The 15,409-nt window shown below is 70.8% G+C and carries 14 protein-coding genes and 1 pseudogene; 5 read left to right on the top strand and 10 right to left on the bottom strand.

Going from position 1 to position 15,409, the window contains the following annotated elements:
* Nucleotides 1–8: 8 nt before the first annotated feature.
* Nucleotides 9–911: a Ppx/GppA phosphatase family protein gene (locus AOZ06_RS23565; RefSeq protein ID WP_225954747.1), complete on the top strand. Its 903-nt coding sequence runs from the start codon at nucleotides 9–11 to the stop codon at nucleotides 909–911.
* 19 nt (nucleotides 912–930) lie between these two features.
* Here AOZ06_RS23565 and AOZ06_RS23560 read toward each other — a convergent pair whose 3' ends face one another.
* The 3 genes from AOZ06_RS23560 to AOZ06_RS23550 all read right to left on the bottom strand — a co-directional run bounded on the left by AOZ06_RS23560 (nucleotide 931) and on the right by AOZ06_RS23550 (nucleotide 4,068).
* On the bottom strand, nucleotides 931–2,148 hold the full coding sequence (locus AOZ06_RS23560; RefSeq protein ID WP_054291389.1) for a PP2C family protein-serine/threonine phosphatase: 1,218 nt from the start codon (nucleotides 2,146–2,148) through the stop codon (nucleotides 931–933).
* Between the two features lie 135 nt (nucleotides 2,149–2,283).
* On the bottom strand, nucleotides 2,284–3,489 hold the full coding sequence (locus AOZ06_RS23555) for an STAS domain-containing protein (protein ID WP_157233188.1): 1,206 nt from the start codon (nucleotides 3,487–3,489) through the stop codon (nucleotides 2,284–2,286).
* Nucleotides 3,490–3,564: 75 nt separating this feature from the next.
* On the bottom strand, nucleotides 3,565–4,068 hold the full coding sequence (locus AOZ06_RS23550; protein WP_054291387.1) for an EamA family transporter: 504 nt from the start codon (nucleotides 4,066–4,068) through the stop codon (nucleotides 3,565–3,567).
* Between the two features lie 364 nt (nucleotides 4,069–4,432).
* Here AOZ06_RS23550 and AOZ06_RS56555 point away from each other — a divergent pair, with 364 nt between their 5' ends.
* A complete protein-coding gene (locus AOZ06_RS56555) occupies nucleotides 4,433–4,570 on the top strand; it encodes a hypothetical protein (protein ID WP_157233187.1) in 138 nt (45 codons plus the stop codon).
* Between the two features lie 42 nt (nucleotides 4,571–4,612).
* Here AOZ06_RS56555 and AOZ06_RS23540 read toward each other — a convergent pair whose 3' ends face one another.
* The gene (locus AOZ06_RS23540) at nucleotides 4,613–4,849 is read right to left on the bottom strand and encodes a hypothetical protein (protein WP_157233186.1); all 237 of its coding nucleotides are present in this window, start codon (nucleotides 4,847–4,849) and stop codon (nucleotides 4,613–4,615) included.
* Nucleotides 4,850–4,878: 29 nt separating this feature from the next.
* The gene (locus AOZ06_RS23535) at nucleotides 4,879–5,331 is read right to left on the bottom strand and encodes a YbhB/YbcL family Raf kinase inhibitor-like protein (protein WP_083471873.1); all 453 of its coding nucleotides are present in this window, start codon (nucleotides 5,329–5,331) and stop codon (nucleotides 4,879–4,881) included.
* Between the two features lie 74 nt (nucleotides 5,332–5,405).
* On the opposite strand from AOZ06_RS23535, the pseudogene AOZ06_RS23530 reads away from it, so the two are divergent.
* Nucleotides 5,406–5,810: pseudogene (locus tag AOZ06_RS23530) on the top strand (GntR family transcriptional regulator); the annotation flags it as partial.
* Nucleotides 5,811–5,816: 6 nt separating this feature from the next.
* Here AOZ06_RS23530 and AOZ06_RS23525 read toward each other — a convergent pair.
* From AOZ06_RS23525 to AOZ06_RS23515, 3 genes are read right to left on the bottom strand one after another with little or no spacing between them, the layout of a single operon-like run.
* Nucleotides 5,817–6,947: an alanine racemase gene (locus AOZ06_RS23525; RefSeq protein WP_054291384.1), complete on the bottom strand. Its 1,131-nt coding sequence runs from the start codon at nucleotides 6,945–6,947 to the stop codon at nucleotides 5,817–5,819.
* Nucleotides 6,944–7,876 carry an ornithine cyclodeaminase family protein gene (locus AOZ06_RS23520; RefSeq protein WP_236952354.1) on the bottom strand — a complete coding sequence of 311 codons (933 nt, stop codon included), beginning with the start codon at nucleotides 7,874–7,876 and terminating at the stop codon, nucleotides 6,944–6,946. Before AOZ06_RS23520 ends, AOZ06_RS23525 begins: the two co-directional genes overlap by 4 nt.
* Entirely contained in the window at nucleotides 7,873–8,547 is a 675-nt protein-coding gene (locus AOZ06_RS23515; protein WP_054296858.1) for a helix-turn-helix transcriptional regulator, read from the bottom strand. The genes AOZ06_RS23520 and AOZ06_RS23515 overlap by 4 nt, the downstream gene beginning before the upstream one ends.
* Nucleotides 8,548–8,663: 116 nt before the next feature.
* On the opposite strand from AOZ06_RS23515, the gene AOZ06_RS23510 reads away from it, so the two are divergent.
* Nucleotides 8,664–9,848, top strand: a complete 1,185-nt coding sequence (locus AOZ06_RS23510; protein ID WP_054291383.1) for a winged helix DNA-binding domain-containing protein — start codon at nucleotides 8,664–8,666, stop codon at nucleotides 9,846–9,848.
* A 3-nt stretch (nucleotides 9,849–9,851) separates the two neighbouring features.
* Nucleotides 9,852–10,973: an MFS transporter gene (locus AOZ06_RS23505; protein WP_054291382.1), complete on the top strand. Its 1,122-nt coding sequence runs from the start codon at nucleotides 9,852–9,854 to the stop codon at nucleotides 10,971–10,973.
* A 15-nt stretch (nucleotides 10,974–10,988) separates the two neighbouring features.
* On the opposite strand, the gene AOZ06_RS23500 is transcribed toward AOZ06_RS23505, so the two are convergent.
* Together AOZ06_RS23500 and AOZ06_RS23495 are read right to left on the bottom strand one after the other, a co-directional pair.
* Entirely contained in the window at nucleotides 10,989–14,645 is a 3,657-nt protein-coding gene (locus tag AOZ06_RS23500) for an nSTAND1 domain-containing NTPase (protein WP_054291381.1), read from the bottom strand.
* An 86-nt stretch (nucleotides 14,646–14,731) separates the two neighbouring features.
* Nucleotides 14,732–15,382 (bottom strand): TetR/AcrR family transcriptional regulator, encoded by a 651-nt coding sequence (locus AOZ06_RS23495; RefSeq protein WP_054291380.1) that lies wholly within the window; start codon nucleotides 15,380–15,382, stop codon nucleotides 14,732–14,734.
* Nucleotides 15,383–15,409: the final 27 nt, after the last annotated feature.

Genomic DNA, 15,409 nt, shown 5'->3' with positions numbered 1-15,409 from the left:
CACGCCTGATGGTCGTCGACAGAACCGGCAGTTCCCCGCTGAGACCGTCCTTCGAGCGCAAAGCCCGACTGAGACTCGACCGCGCGTACGACACGAACGGACGGCTCACCCGTGACGGCGTCGACCAGATCATCCGGGCTGTCAGTGATGTCCTGCGGGTGATGCCGCAGGACATCGAACTGGTGGCGTTCGCGACGTCGTCGATCAGGGACGCGGCCAACAGCAGTCAGGCGATCCGGCATATCGCCCAGCAGACCGGCGTCCACTTGGCGACCTTTGCCGGTGAACGGGAAGCCCATCTGTCATATGTGGCCGCACGGCACTGGTTCGGTCATGCCGCGGGCCCGCTGACAGTGCTCGATGTGGGCGGTGGCACCGCCGAGATCGCCGCGGGCAGCGGCACCCGGCCGCACGCGGCCATCTCGCTTCCCTTTGGCGCACGGACACTCACGCAGTCAGGCGTGGACAACACCATGCCGCTGGCGGACATCCGGGCCCAGACCGCCGAGAACGTGCGTGTCGCGCTGAGCGGGACGGACGTGAGCGGGACGGCCATCGGCTGCTCGAAGGTGATGCAGCAACTGGCGCGACTCGCCGGTGCGCGGCCGCAGCGCGAGGGACCGTTCGTGGCACGGCACCTCCGGCTGACCGATCTGCGGAAGTGGATCCCCCGGCTGGCCGACCTGACCGCGGCCGAACGCGCCGAACTGCCGGGCATTTCCCGGCACCGCGCACGGCAGTCGCTGGCCGGTGCCGTGGTGGCGGAGGCGATGCTCGTCGCCACCGGTCACGACTCCGCGCAGATCTGCCCGTGGTCGAGCACCGAGGGCCTGCTGCTCGAGCTTCTCGGCCACCAGGACGCCGGCGCCCCTTTGGCCTCGGTGCGTGACCGGAGGCGGTTCGCGTCCTGATCCGCCTGCTCCAGGTGGCTCAGCCGCCTTCCGGCAAGTGGCGCATGACCAGCAGCGCGATGTCGTCCTCCGGCGGGGACACCTCGGTCAGCACCGACATGATCTTCGCGGTGACCACTTCGGCCGGGCCGGCTTCGACCGCGGCGCACAACAGGTCCAGACCGCTGTCCAGCGTCCACGTACGCCGTTCGACGAGTCCGTCGGTGTAGAAGCACAGCACCGCGCTCGGCGGCAGTTCCACCACGCTGGACGCGCGCGGCTCGTCGTACCGGACACCGATCGGCGGATCCGCGGGCAGATCCACCAGCCGTCCCGGCTCATCAGGGCTCACGAACGCGGGCGGCGGATGCCCAGCCAGTGAGATGCGGATCCGATCGGCAGCGGGTTCGATCACCGCGTACAGCACAGTCGCCATCGCACCGGGCTCGAAGTGCATGGCTTTGCGGTTGAGCTTCTCCAGCACGTCCGCGGGGTCGGCATCGAGCAACGCGTACGACCGCAGCGCGCTCCTGAGCCGCCCCATCACCACCGCCGCGGGCAATCCGTGCCCGACGACGTCACCCATCACGACGCCCCAGCGACCGTCGGGCAGCGAGAACACGTCGTACCAGTCGCCGCCGACTCGCATGTCGGCCCCGGGCACGTAGCGCGCGGCGAACTCGACACCGGGCATGCGCGGCAGCCGGGTGGGCAGCAGGCTGCGCTGCAAAGCCGTCGCGGTCGCCCGTTCGGTCCGTGCCACCTGGGCCTGGGTGGCCAGTGCCATCCGGTCCGCGGCCACCTGCAGCAGGTGGATGTCGTGCTCGGTGAACTTCCGTTCGGCGATCGTGCCGACGTGCAGGACACCGATCAACTGCCCGGCCGACACCATCGGCACGCCCAGCAGGGTGCGCAGGCCTTTCTCCCACAGCAGCGGGTTGACCACGGTCGACGCGTCGACGTGCTCGATCACGACGGGTTCGCGGTCCGCGGCCACGCGGCCGGCGAAACCGGCACCGACCGGGACGCGCACGCCCTGGCGGATCTCCTCGTCGAACCCGGCTGTCGCGGTCGCCACCAGCTGGCCGGAGGCGTTGTCGTGCAGCAGCACGGTCGCGGTGTCCGCGGCGAGCTGTTCCTGGACGCGCACGAGCAACTCGGCGAGGAACTTCTCCAAGTCGAGATGGGAGAGCGCCGAATCGGTCACTCGTTCGATGCGGAGCAGCTGGTCCTCTGCTCGCCGGTCATCGTCCGCCACCGGGAAAGACTAGCCGAGCCCCGGCTTCGATCGGCCGGACACCACCGAGCCCAGGCGGGCAGGTGCCCGTGCGACCGGGTCGACGCCCGCGCCGTAGGACGCGGTGATCGTCCCATGTGGCCGGACAGTGCCACGTCAGCGGTTCCGGCCTGACGCGCGCTCGTGCACGTCTTCCAGTGCGTCCGGCACGACCGTCCGGCGGTGCCACTCCAGCCACGCCGCGACTTCGGTCGCGGCGTGGTCGAGCCGGGCGGCCCGCGGCCGGGGGGACTTCGCGGTGCGCTCAGAGTGGTACACGGTCACCAGCCCGAGCAGGTGGTCGTCGGCTGTCAACAGTGGCGTGCTCCACGATGACCGGATACCGGCGTCGAGCAGTTCCCGTCCAGCCATGAGATCCGGGATGACGGCACCGGCGTGCGCGGCACCCGGCGCGTCGACACCGGCGAGGTGATCCGCCAGTGCCGGTGGCATGGCGGTGGAGTGCTCCAGTCGCAGGGTTTCGCCCGGTGGGTCCACCAGGTGGACGGCGGCCATCGGCGCGCGCATGTAGTGCGACGCGGCCTCCAGCAACGAACTCAGCACAGTGCCGCGGTTCTTCTTGTGATCGGGATGCTGCTGGACGAACGACAGGGACGGCGCTGGTCGGCGGGTGCGGCCCGGGAACCAGACGTCGCCTTGGGGCATCGGCGTGCACAGCAAGGACCTGGCGAGCGTGTAGACGCGGAGGTCGTGCCGTTCCGCACTGTCACGCAGGATGCCGTACGCGGAGCCGGAATCGGGCAGCCCGTAGCGTTCCTGCACCACGCCGACCGCTCGGGCCACCGCCGGCTGGGCGCGCAGCGCGGCGCGCAAGCCGAGGACCTCCTGACGCAGTTCGGCCAGCTCGTCGCGGGTCGCACCGGACGCGGGCAGTGGTTGATCCGCAAGCGTTTCGGCCGGTGCCTTGCAGGCCGCGAGCGCCAACGGCAATCGTTGGTACAGGTTGAGGCTCGCGGCGGCCTGTTCCGTGCCCACAACTCGCCGCACGTAGGGGTTCGACGCGACTGTCAGCAGCACGCGGCCGTGTGGTGCGAGCCGCCGGGTGTGTTCGACCAGGGTGCGGACCGCGCGTGCGCCGAGCGACTCGACCTGCCCGAGATCGACCACGACGTGCGTGGCCCGCGGGGGAAGCCGGGCGCGCAGGTAGTGGTCGAACGCGCGGCTCGCGTCCGCGTCGAGCTCGCCGCCCACGCGCACCAGCCAGATCTGGTCCGGGCACCAGTCGGCTGTGAGCCGCATGCGGGACGCGGACACGGCGACAGCGGACGGAACATCGGGATTGCGCGGAGTATGACGCGTCACCGCAGCTCCTTACCCTTCAGAAGCACGGGAAAGAGCCACACTGTTGGACCCGGGGACTCCTTCCACCATAACCGGTCACGACGACGAGTGCGACTTGTCCGCGGCGGTCACCACGACCACGGACAGGACCACGAGCGCCGCCCCGGCGATCGTGGTCGCCGGCAGGCTTTCGTCCAGCAGGAACCAGCCGAGCAGCAGCGCGACCGCCGGGTTGGCGCAGGCGTACGTCGTCGCGAGCCAGACCGGGACGTTGCCGAGCAACCACACCAGGGACACGCAGGCCACCAGCGAACCGGGACCGATCAAGTACAGCAGCCCCGGCAACGAGTCCGTCGACCACTCCCCGGGGTGGCACGGTTCACCGGCCACCACCGCGGCGACGGCCAGCAGTCCCCCGGCGACGAGCATCTGCAACGCGGCGGTGGTCAGCACGTCCGGCGGATGCCGCAGCCGGAGGCGTGAAGAACGCGCCACCGCCTCCGACATCGCCGCGGCGACCAGCAGCACGAGCCCGATCAGCGCGACCGGACCGTTGAGGCCGCTGGGCAGTACCAGCAGCAGCACGCCGATGAAGCCCACGACGAGCCCTGCCTGGGGCCGATCCGGGCACTTTCTCCTGGAACACAGCGCGCAACGGGATCACCGACAGCGGAACGGACGCGATGACCGCCGCGGCGAGCCCGGACGGCACTGTGCGTCGGGCCACGGCCAGCGGTACGCGGCACCCAGCACCTCGGCCGCGTGGACAACCAGGTCAAGATCCGGGGCTGCCGCGTGGAACTCGGCGAGATCGAAGCGATGATCAGGAAACACCCGGCGGTGGCCGACGTCGTCGTGATCGCCGTGGCGCGGCCGGGCGAGAGCGAGCTCGTCGCGTTCACACCGGCTCACCGGTCGCTGCCGGGAGCTGACCCGGCTGCTGCGCGAACAGCTGCCGATCCACATGGTGCCCCGGCGCTACCACCACCGCGATGCGTTGCCCCTCAACGTCAACGGCAAGTTCGATCGCCGTGCGCTGGCAGCGGGCCGCGGGGACCCCGCGATCCGGACGTCGACCGGCACGTCCGGTTCGGGGATGTAGTGCTCGGCGGGCAGCCTGCTCACGAACTGGGCCGGGGCGGGGTCAGTCCTCGGGCGCGGTCAGGTCGCCGGGCATGACCGTGGCGATGAGGCCCGCGACGAACTGGGGCACTTCCTCGGGCGCGAGCACCAGGCGCGGTTCGTCGTGATCCGGGCCTTGGAAGATCTCGACCGACCGCACACCGGGGCCGTCCGCCGAATCCGCGACGCCGATGATCGTCCAGTTCTCGTGCCGGGTGGTGGCGAAGTGGCTGAACGCCGGTCCGGGACTGCCATCCATGATCCACACTGTATCCGGCCCCGGCCTGGTCATGCCGGGGTTTCGGCGGTGGCGACCAGCACCGCGCGGCCGAGGATGTGGCCGGTCATGGTGAATCCGAGCAACGCCCGGGTGGCGTCGGCCGGCACACCGATGGACTCGACGTCGAGCGCGTGCACCACGACGAAGTAGCGGTGCGGTCCGTGGCCCGCGGGCGGCGCGGCGCCGAGGAAACGGGTCACGCGGGCGTCGCTGGGCAGTGGGCAGGCGCCGTCGGGCAGACCGGAACCGGTGTCGTCACCGGCGCCCTCGGGCAGTTCGGTGACGGTGGCGGGGATGCCCGCGACGGCACAGTGCCAGAAGCCGGACCCGGTGGGGGCATCGGCGTCGTAGACGGTGGCGGCGTAGCTCTTGGTGCCGTCCGGGGCATCGGTCCACGCCAGCTGCGGGGAGATGTCCTTGCCGGACAGCTGTTCCGGCGCCCAGGCGCCGCCGTCTTCCACGGCGGTGCTGGTGACGGTGACGCGTGCGGCCTCGGGAGACGGGCGAAGGGGTTGGCGTTCGACACGACGTTTCCTCTCAGGCCCGCCGCACGATCGAACCGGTGGTGCTGCGCATGTCCGTCGAACGCGGCGACGTCGACTGGGAGGCCCGTGTGCGGGCAGCCCACCACCGCCTGAGCCGCACGCCCCCGTTCGCACAGGACGGCGAGTACTACACCGAGGAGTGGTCCGAGGCGCACAGGATCTTCCACCACACCCTGCTGGAAGCGTGCGGCAACCCGGTTCTGCTGGAAACGATCGACCGCGTGTGGTCGGCGAGCGAACTGGCCCGCCGTTGGTCGACGCACCGCGATCCCCACCGGGACGGCATCGAAGAACACCAGCGCCTGGAGGAAGCGGCGCTGGCCCGTGACGCCGGCGAGGCAGCCGGCCTACTGGCTCAGCACCTCACTCAAACCGCGGCCGGGCTGACCGGCTGACCGGCGTCACCAACCGTTGTGACGCGGCCAGATCGCCGCCACCTCGGTGGCGGCGGCCGCACTGGCGACGACGTGGTACCGGCTGTACTGGGCGGCAGTGGCGCAGGCGTGGTTGGGCAGGATGCGCAGACGTGTCCCGAGTGGAATGTCGGCAACAGGACCGGTGCGGACGGCCAGGATGCCGTGTTCCTGGCTGGCGCCGGTCATGACCAGGCCCGGGATGAGGTTCCCGGTGAGGTCGGCGACGAGCCCGTAACCCTGGTCGACCGCCTGCACCGCCGTGCCGCGATCCCGTGAGGTGGCCATCCAGCCGCCGTCAGTGAGGATCCACCCTTTCGCGGGCTGGTGCCCGATCACCGTGACGACCACCGACAGTGCGATGTCGTCGATGGCGCACACCCCGACACCTGCCATCACCAGATCGAAGAACACGTAGTTGCCCGCACGAACCTCAGTGACACCAGTCAGATCGGTCGCGGCGTGAGCGGTGGGGGTCGACCCGGCGCTGACCACCGGGCACGGCAGACCTTCCGCCCGCAACGCCTCCGCCGCGGCCACGGCGACATCGCGTTCCGCACGCGCCGCCAGCCGCAAAGCATCCGCGGTGCAAGCGAAGTAGGACTCGCCCGCGTGCGTGAGAACCCCGGCCAGCTGACCGCGGTCCGCCAGTACCTTGCCGATGTCGATGAGAGCGGGGTCGTCCGGCGCGACGCCACCGCGATGGCCGTCGCAGTCCACCTCGATCAACGCGGAAACAGCGACGCCTTCCTCCTGCGCGAACCGCCGAAGCGCGTGCGCCTGGGCAACGCTGTCCAGCAGAACCGTCACCGTGACACCACGATCGATCAGCGCGGCGACGCGAGGCAGCTTGTGCGGGTCGATCCCGACCGCGTACAGGATGTCGCGGTAACCGGCGTCGGCGAAGTGTTCGGCCTCGGCGAGCGTCGACACGGTGACCGGCCCGCCGCTGGAGCCGTGCACGCGGTTCGCGACCTCGACGGACTTCGACGTCTTCACGTGCAACCGCAGCGGGACGCCCAGCGAGCCGAGGTGATCGCGCAGTCTGGCGATGTTGCGCTCGAGCCGGGTGGTGTCCAGGACGGCGAACGGGGTGCCGGGGTTGTCCAGTGTGGTCACCGGTGGGCCTCCTGACCGGCGACGGCGGCGCGGCGCCGCAGGAGCGCGGCGGCGAGCGTGAGGTCTTGCAGGGCGAACCCGGAACTGTCGAACACCGTGATGTCCTCGATCGACCGACGGCCTTCGGCAGCACCGGCGAGCACCGCCGCCAACGGGGTCAGCACGGCCCCGGTGGCGTGCTGGAACTCGCCGACGGCACGCGACTGCTCCGGAAGATCGCAGAACAGCAGCGACCGGCCGTACAGCGCGGGTGGCAGTTCCTGTTTGCCGACACGGTCAGCGCCCATCGCCGAGACGTGGGTGCCGGGCGTGACCCAGTCAGCGTCGAACAGCGGCTGAGTCGCGGTTGTCGCTGTGACAACGACATCCGCTTCAGCGATCGCCGTCCGCGCGTCGGCGGGTTCCGCCGGCAGTCCAGTCTGGGCGGTCACGTCCTTCGCGAACGCGTGCGCGGCGTCGGAACGACGGCCGACGACCAGGACTCTCCGAACAGGACGTACACGAGCGACCGCCCGCACCTCGTACAGCGCTTGGTGTCCTGTGCCGACCACGGTCAGGGTGCGGGCATCGGGCCGGGCCAGCGTGTCCACGGCGAGCGCGTCGGCGGCAGCGGTGCGATACGCGTTGGCGGCGGCAGCCTCGACGACCGCGGCCAGCCGCCCGGTGCCCGGGTCGAGCAACACGATGGCCGAGCTGTGGCGGGGAATTCCCGCTTCGTCGTTGCCCGGCCAGTAGCTGCCGATCTTCACGCCGACCAGATCGCCTGCCGTGCCGGACTTCACCGTGAACCGGTTGGCACCCGTGTGTCCCAGCACGACGGGGAACGCGGTTCCGGTCCTGGTGGCGAGGAACGCTTCCCGCGCCGCCGTCAGCGCCAGCTCCTCGTCGATCAGCCCGGCCGACTCGGCCTCGGTCATCACGGTGGTCACGGTTGCCCGCTTTCGTTCTTGAGGATGGCGAGGTCGTTGTAGAGCCCGGCACGGGAGACACCGAGGCGTTTGGCCACTCGCGCCGGCGCGCCACGCAGCGCGAACACGCCCGCGTCATGCAACGACCGGACGAGCTCCAGCCGCTGCTCGCGGTCCAGCGCCGTCACCGGTACCGCGCAGGCCCGTTCGGCTCGTTCGACCAGGGAGTCCACCACCTGGTCCACGTCGCCGGAGAAGTTCGTCGTCGGCATGTGCGGCGTGGCCGCGAGGTCCGGTGCGGACAGGCCGAGCAGGTCCGACAGCACCCCGGCGGCGCGGTTGATGGCGGACAGGTCGACGTTGACGCACAGCGCGCCGATCAACGTCCCGTCCAGATCACGCAGCGGCAGCGTGGACGACCTGATCACGCGGCCGTCCTCGGTCCGGGTGAGGTAGCCGACCTCGTTGCGGGCGTCCTGGCCCGCCGCCAGGACCCGCAGGCCGATCTCGCTCATCGCGTCCCCGGCGTCCCGGCCGGTGACCGAACCGGCGACCGCGACCACGGACCGCTCGGGGTGGCGGTAGTCGTGCAGCACGACCTCGCAGCTGCGGCCGAACGTCGCCGCGATGCCGTCGATCACCGGCGTCAGCGCCGCGAACACCGCGTCCGCCGTGTGCGCCGAGTCACTCAACCGCTCCACCTCCACCTTTGGACAAACTGTCTACTCCTGGACAGTTTGCCACAGTCTCTCGCCGGTGGTCCGGGATAGGGTGATCACACGCGACTCGCAGCGCTCGGGGGGAGATCATGGGACGTCGGATCGACGTGGCCGAACGGCGGGCGAGGCTGGGGCAACGGCACCGGCTCGCGGCCACAGCGAGAGCCGGCACCCCGATCCAGGTCGCCGACAGCCTCGTCGCGCTGCACAGCACGGACCCGTCCAGTGTCTACTTGAGCGCCTTGATCCGGATGACCGGCGGAGACCTCCGCACGGTCGAACACGCGCTGTACGAGGACCGGACGTTGATCCGCCTGCTTGGCATGCGCCGCACGGTGTTCGTCGCGTCGCTCGAGGTCGCCCCGCTGATCCAGGCGGCGTGTTCGCGTGGTGTCGCCGCGAAGGAGCGGCGCAAGCTGATCGCGATGCTCACCGAGACCGGCGTCGGCGATGACGTCGAAGGCTGGCTCGCGGAAGTCTCGGACGTGGCGCTGCAGGCGCTGCTCGCGCGGGGTTCGGCGACCGCCGCCGAACTGGCGGGCGACGACCCGCGCCTGCGCACGCAGATCGTGCTGGCCAGGGGTAAGGACTACGAGGGGCGGCAGAACGTCGTCAGCAGGCTGATGCTCCTGCTCGGCGCCGAAGGCCGCGTGGTCCGCGGCCGTCCGCGGGGAACGTGGGCGTCGCACCAGCACAGCTGGTCCCCGACGACGTCGTGGACGCCGGACGGGCTCGACCAGTGGTCCACCCCGGACGCCGAGGTGGAGCTGTCGCGCCGGTGGCTCGCCGCGTACGGGCCGGCCAGGCCGCAAGACCTGCAGTGGTGGACCGGCTGGACCAAGACGCAGGTCAAGCGCGCGCTGGCGGAGATACGCCCGGCCGAGGTCGAACTCGACACCGGCCCCGGCGTCGTGCTCGCCGACGACCTGGACGCCCCGCCGGGGACCGAACCGTGGGCGGCGCTGCTGCCCGCGCTGGACCCGACCCCGATGGGCTGGCAGCAGCGGCACTGGTACCTGGGTGAGCACGGCCCGAAGCTGTTCGACAACGTCGGCAACATCGGTCCCTCGCTGTGGTGGGACGGCCGGATCGTGGGCGGCTGGGCGCAGGACAGCGGCGGGGACATCGTGTGCCGGTTCCTCGAGGACATCGGATCCGACGCCGAAGCAGCCGTCGAGGTGGCGGCGGCCCGGATGACCGAACTGCTCGAAGGGCACCGCCTGACCGCACGCACCCGCCGCAAGACGTGGCTGGAGCAGGAGTTGACGGCGTAACGCATGAAGCGGGGATTCCACGGCCGCGCGGCGGCTTTGTACGCGGGCGGCTTCATCGGGCCGTTCGCGGGTGGTGTCACGACGACGATGCTGCCCGAGCTGGGTGCGCAGTTCGGCGTGTCGGCGCAGACCGCGTCGGTGTCGCTGACGGCGTATTTGGTCCCGTTCGCAGTCCTGATGCTGTTCTCGGGGACGCTGGGCGCCCGGTGGGGGCCTGAACGGGCGGTACGCGTGGCGTATGTCGTCTACGTGGCCGCGTCGGCGGTGTGCGCGTTGTCCGGCAGTTTCGGGCTTTTCCTGGCCGCGCGGGCGGTTCAAGGTGCCGCGAACGCGTTCACGACGCCGTTGTTGCTGGCGGCCGTCGCTGCGGCGACGCCACCGGAGCGGCTCGGGCGCGCGTTGGGGTTGTTCTCGTCGCTGCAGGCGGTGGGTCAGACGAGCGCCCCACTGGTCGGCGGGCTCGCCGCCGAGGTGCACTGGACGTGGGCGTTCTGGACGGTCGCCGGAGTGGCGGCTCTGCTTGCCGTGGCAGGGATTCCGGGCAACGCGAAACCTCGCGAGCAGGTGCGGCTGCGCGCGGCGTGGCAGCCGGTCACACTGTGGACGGCGCTCGTGGCGTTGGTGGCGTGGGCCAGTCTGGGCGGCCTGTCGTTCATGGTCGCGCTGCGGGCGGAGGAGGTCTTCGAGCTCGGCGCCAGTGAACGCGGACTGTTGCTGACGGGCTTCGGCGTGATGGGCATCATCAGCGCGCGTTTCCTCGGGCACGCCATCGACCGGATCGGCGCGCGCAAGGCAGCCGCGATCGGGGCGGTCAGCGGAGCCGTCGTCGTGGCGGGCATCGGTCTGGTGCCGTCGATCGTGGCCATGGCCGCGCTGTGGGCAGTCGGTGGCATGGCGGCTCAGCTGCTGATCGTCAGCCTGAACGCGCTCATGTTGTCCGGCGACGGGGACAACCGGGCCGGCGCGGTGTCCGTTGTCCAAGCTGGACGGTTCTTCGGCGGCGCGCTGTCCCCGCCGGTGTTCACCCCGGTGTACCAAGTGCTTCCGGCCGCCGGGTTCCTGGCGCCCGCGGTCCTGCTGATCGTGGTCGCGCCGCTGGGATTGTGGCGAGCCGCCCGGAAGTGACCCGGGGTCCGGCGGTCACCGGCAGACCGCGGGCTCGATTTCCGTTGCCGGACGGTCGTAACGGCCATGCGAACCGCACAACTGCTTGACGGCCTGGTCGGTGTCGACGGTCCACAGCCTGATGGTGCGGTCGCTGCCCAGCGACGCGAGTGTCCGGCTGTCCACACTCCACCCGATCGCCTGGATCGCCTGGGTGTGCCCGGTCAGCGTCGCCCACCTGGTCCGGGTCGCGGTGTCCCACAGGATGATTCTCCTGTCCTGCCCCGCGGTGGCCAGCAGACGGCCGTCCGGGCTCAGCGACATGGCGTTGACGTTGCCCGTGTGCCCGGCCGCGGTGGCGATCGGCCAGCCGCGCAACACATCCCAGAAGGTGAGCCGCCCGTCGGCTTCCGGCGTGACGAACAGGCTCCCGTCGGCGCTCGCCTCGCCGGGACCGGCGCTGTCCACGTGGAAGACCTGCCGGTGGCCGTGCAGGTCCCACACCTCGACCGCCGCACTCGAATGGCTCGACGCCACGATCTTCGTGCTGTCGGCGGTGAATCTCAGCGTGCCGGCGAATCCGACGACGAACTCGGCTGTCCGTTGCCGGGTGGCCAGATCCCAGACGACGACAGCCATCGGCTTGTAGGCGACGGCCAGCTTGGTCCCGTCCGGGCTGAACGCCGCCGCGACCGGCGGTTCCGTCGGCGGCTGCGGGAGTTCGGTGATCCGTTCCCCGCTGGCCGTGCCGGACACGACGATCAAGTGGTTGTCGCTCAGGTCGGCGGTCCGGTGGCCGTCGGGGCTGAGGACGTTCTGCCACATGCGGGTGGACGACACGGCCGGGGCAGCGGTGATCAGACGCCGCTGGTCGTCCCATGCCATGACGGGCCCGTTGTCGGGCGCAGCGACCACACCGCGGCCATCCGCGCGGATGGCGACGCGCCAGTACCGCAGGTCGGGGCTGTCCGGCGTGCCGAGCAAGGGAAGGCGCCGCCGATCCCACAGCAGCACGGATCCTCTGGTCGCGTGGGCGATGGTGCTGCCGTCGTGGCTCATCGCGATGTCGTGCGGACCGATTGGTTCCGAAGTGGGCAATTCCACCAGGTGTTCACGACGCGGTACGTCCCACAGGACGACTGCGTTGCCACCGGTCGACGCCAGGGTCTGCCCGCTGCCGTCGAACGCCATCGCCTGCACCGCGTCGTTGTGCCGCGTCAGCGTGGCCTGGCGGGCACCGCTGGCCGTGTCCAGCAAGGTGATGACGCCGTTCGCGCCGGCTGTCGCCAGGGTCCGGCCGTCCGGGCTGAACGCCACTGCGCTGACCGAGTTGTGGTCGACGGGGATCGTGACGGCAGGGGCAGCGGTACGCAGGTCCCACAGCACGATGCTGTCCTCGCTCAGGGACGCGAGCAGGCGGCGGTCCGGGCTGAAGCTCAACGCCGAGACGCTGAGCACGCCCTGGAGTGTGGCCACGACGGTCCCGCGTCCCAGTTCCAGCACCGTGATCGCCCGGCTGGTGGACGTAGCGAACATGCTCGTGTCCGCGCTGAACGCCGTGACCTGCTTGTCGGCGCGGATTTCGCGGTGGCGGTGGTGCGTGAGCGCCCGGCGCTGAACGACGTCCCAGACGACCAGGTCCCGCCAGTACGAATCGCTGCTCGACCCGACGAGCGTCCTGCCGTCCGGACCGAACACCAGCTTGCTCGTCCAGCCGTAACCGCTGTTGGGTAACGCGAACGTGCCCACCTGCTTGGCAGTGCGGGTGTCCCGGAGCGTGACCTGGTTGCCCTCGGGGGAGGCGAGCAGCGCACCGTCCGGGCTGACCGCGATGCCGGTCGACCCCCATTCGCCCGGCTGCCGGATCCTGCCGTGGTGGTTCGGGTGCGCGGCGATGCTGAGCAGGCTGCTCCTGGATTCCTCGCCCTGGTGCTCGGTGAACGCGTCGAGGCTCAGCCTGATCGCCTTGCCGGTGTCACTGGCCGAGTCCTCCCTGGCTTCCGTGGCCAGTCGCTGGGACACCGCGATCTTTCCCTTCAGCACGGCTTCGTCGCGTTGACGCGCGGCCACGACCAACGCGACGGCCGTCACCAGCAGCAGGACGGCCAATCCCGCGGCGAGCCAGCGCAGTTGGCGGTGGCGGCGCTGCGTGTCCAGCTGGTCTCGGGCCTGCACGGCGACACTGGCCTCGAGGAACTCCCGCTCGTGGGACGTCACCATGCCCGGCGCCCTGGTCAGCCATTCACGCGCCAGTTCCAGGCGCGCACCTCGGTAGAGGCTGCCGGGGTCACAGCCCAACGCACGCCAGCTCGCCGTGGCGTCGACGACGTGGCGGTAGACGCGGAGGTCCTCGCGGTCTTCCGCCAGCCACCCGCGCAACCGGGGCCAGTGCTGGATCAACGCCTCGTGGATCAGTTCCACACCGCCGTGGTCGACGACGAGCAGCCGTGCGCCGGTCAGCTTCTCGACCACAGCCGTCACGCCCGGATCGTCGGCGAGCTCGACGCGGCGCTTGGTGTCCTGCGTGCCCTCCCCCAGCGCGATCAGCCGCAGGAACAGCTCTCGTGCCACTGCCTGCTGGGCGGGAGCCAGCGTCGTGTAGACGTTCTCCGCGGTGCGCGCGAGGGCGTGCTGCACGCCGCCCGCGGCTTCGTACCCGGCCAGTGTCAGCGTCATGCCTTGCCGCCGGCGCCACGTTTCCGCCAGCGCGTGCGACACGAGCGGCAGCGCTCCGGGCTGGCCGACACCGTCCGCCACTATCCGGGCTACCAGGTCCGTCTCCACCTGGTAGCCGCCGCGCACAGCGGGCGCGGTGATCGCCTCGCGCAGTTCGCTCGGTGACATCGGGCCGAGCAGGATGTGCCCGCCGCGCAGCGCTTCGGCCAGTTCCGGGCGCAGCAGGCCGTGGCCGTAGAAGTCCGCCCGGATCCCGAGGACGGCCCGGACCCGGCTGTCCTCGGCCTGTGCCGCGTGCAGCACAGCCTCGGTCAGCCAGGCGCGCTGTTGCTCGGTGCACAGCGTCACGACTTCCTCGAACTGGTCGATGACCAGCAGCAGGTCGCCGTCGTCGCGTGCCATCGCCTGTTTGGCCCGCAGGTGCAGGTTGGCCGGGTCGGCGGCGAGGTCGTCGCGCCACGACGCCGCGGATCCGCCGGTCAACGCGGCCAGGTGGACCGAGCACTCCTGGATCGGGTCGGCTCGTGGGGTCAGGACTGTCGCGGGGCCTTCGGTCCTGCCGAGCAGTCCGGCCCGCAGCAGCGACGACTTGCCGCATCCGGACGCGCCGACCACCGCGGTCAGGCGCCGGCGGCTGACGAGCGCGTGGAGTTCACCGACTGCGCGGCTCCGGCCGAAGAACCGGTCGGCGTCGCGGGTCTGGAAGCAACCCAGGCCGACGTAGGGCGCCGATGCGGCCGGTTCGAGTTCCTCCGGCGTGTACGCGGCTTCCCGCCAGCGTGCTTCCCACAGCGATTCGTCGCCACCGCATGCCCGCACGTACGCCAGCGCGACGGCCAGGCTCGGCAATCTACGGCCACCGGCCGCGTCGGCCAGCGTCGTCGCCGAGAAGTGCGCCAGCTGGGCCAGTTGCCGGTAGGGCGTGGCCCCGGCCTGCTGCCTCAGTTCGCGCAACTCGTACGCGAACTTCTGCACCTCGCCCGCGTCCGGATTCAGATCGCGCTCTGGTCGCGGCATCCCGTCCCCCGTTCGGTCCGCCGACCAGGTTGTCCGACAGCCCGTTGTCCGGCAACCACATCGGCGCCGGACAACCGGTCACGGGCTCAGGAGCTGGGACGCAGCGAGCGGACCACCGGCGTGAGGTAGAGGTCGGCGAGTCGCTGGCGCCCTTCGGGCGAGTCGACCGGCAGCACCGTGTCCGGCGTGATCACCAGCGAGATCACTGTGCGGACGAGGAGTTCGGCGGCGCTGTCGATGTCCTCGCCGGGCAGTGACACGCGGTTGGCGGCGATCTCGGCGCGGATGTGCCCGGCCAGCCAGGCCCGCGCGGCGGCGATCAGGGTGCCGGCCCCGGTGGTCAGGTGCGGCAGGATCAGTTCGGGCTCGGTGCGCAGCAACCGGTTGAGCAGCCGGTGGCCGCGCAGGAACGTCAGCGCGAACGCCAGGCCCTCGACCAGTTTGGCCTCCGGCGTCGGCTGCTTGGCGATGACCGCCTCGACCTTGGTCAGGAACCGGTTCAGCTCCCGCATCAGCAGGGCGTCGAGCAGCTGGTCCTTCTTGGGGAAGTACCGGTAGATCGTCACCCTGGACAGCCGCACGCGCCTGGCCACCTCGTCGATGGTGAAGCGGCGCAGCCCGAAGTCCTCGGCCTGTTGCAGCGCGGCACCCATGATCCGCTCGGTCACGTCGTCACCGGGCACGTCGGTGTCCAGCGCGCGCCTGAGCAGATCGGCGTCCAGGGTGTCGTCCCGCATGCGGGTGAGCTTACTACTTTACAAACT

The organism is Kibdelosporangium phytohabitans, assembly GCF_001302585.1.
Lineage (GTDB): Bacteria > Actinomycetota > Actinomycetes > Mycobacteriales > Pseudonocardiaceae > Kibdelosporangium > Kibdelosporangium phytohabitans.
The sequence above is the reverse complement of the archived record's forward strand: the minus strand, read 5'-3'. Positions and strand labels throughout refer to the sequence as shown.

Coding starts and splice junctions, on each gene's coding strand:
- AOZ06_RS23565 (WP_225954747.1), top strand. CDS start 9: ATGGTCGTCGACAGAACCGGCAGTTCCCCGCTGAGACCGTCCTTCGAG.
- AOZ06_RS56555 (WP_157233187.1), top strand. CDS start 4,433: ATGGTGCCCCGGCGCTACCACCACCGCGATGCGTTGCCCCTCAACGTC.
- AOZ06_RS23540 (WP_157233186.1), bottom strand. CDS start 4,849: ATGGATGGCAGTCCCGGACCGGCGTTCAGCCACTTCGCCACCACCCGG.
- AOZ06_RS23510 (WP_054291383.1), top strand. CDS start 8,664: ATGGGACGTCGGATCGACGTGGCCGAACGGCGGGCGAGGCTGGGGCAA.
- AOZ06_RS23505 (WP_054291382.1), top strand. CDS start 9,852: ATGAAGCGGGGATTCCACGGCCGCGCGGCGGCTTTGTACGCGGGCGGC.
- AOZ06_RS23500 (WP_054291381.1), bottom strand. CDS start 14,645: ATGCCGCGACCAGAGCGCGATCTGAATCCGGACGCGGGCGAGGTGCAG.
- AOZ06_RS23495 (WP_054291380.1), bottom strand. CDS start 15,382: ATGCGGGACGACACCCTGGACGCCGATCTGCTCAGGCGCGCGCTGGAC.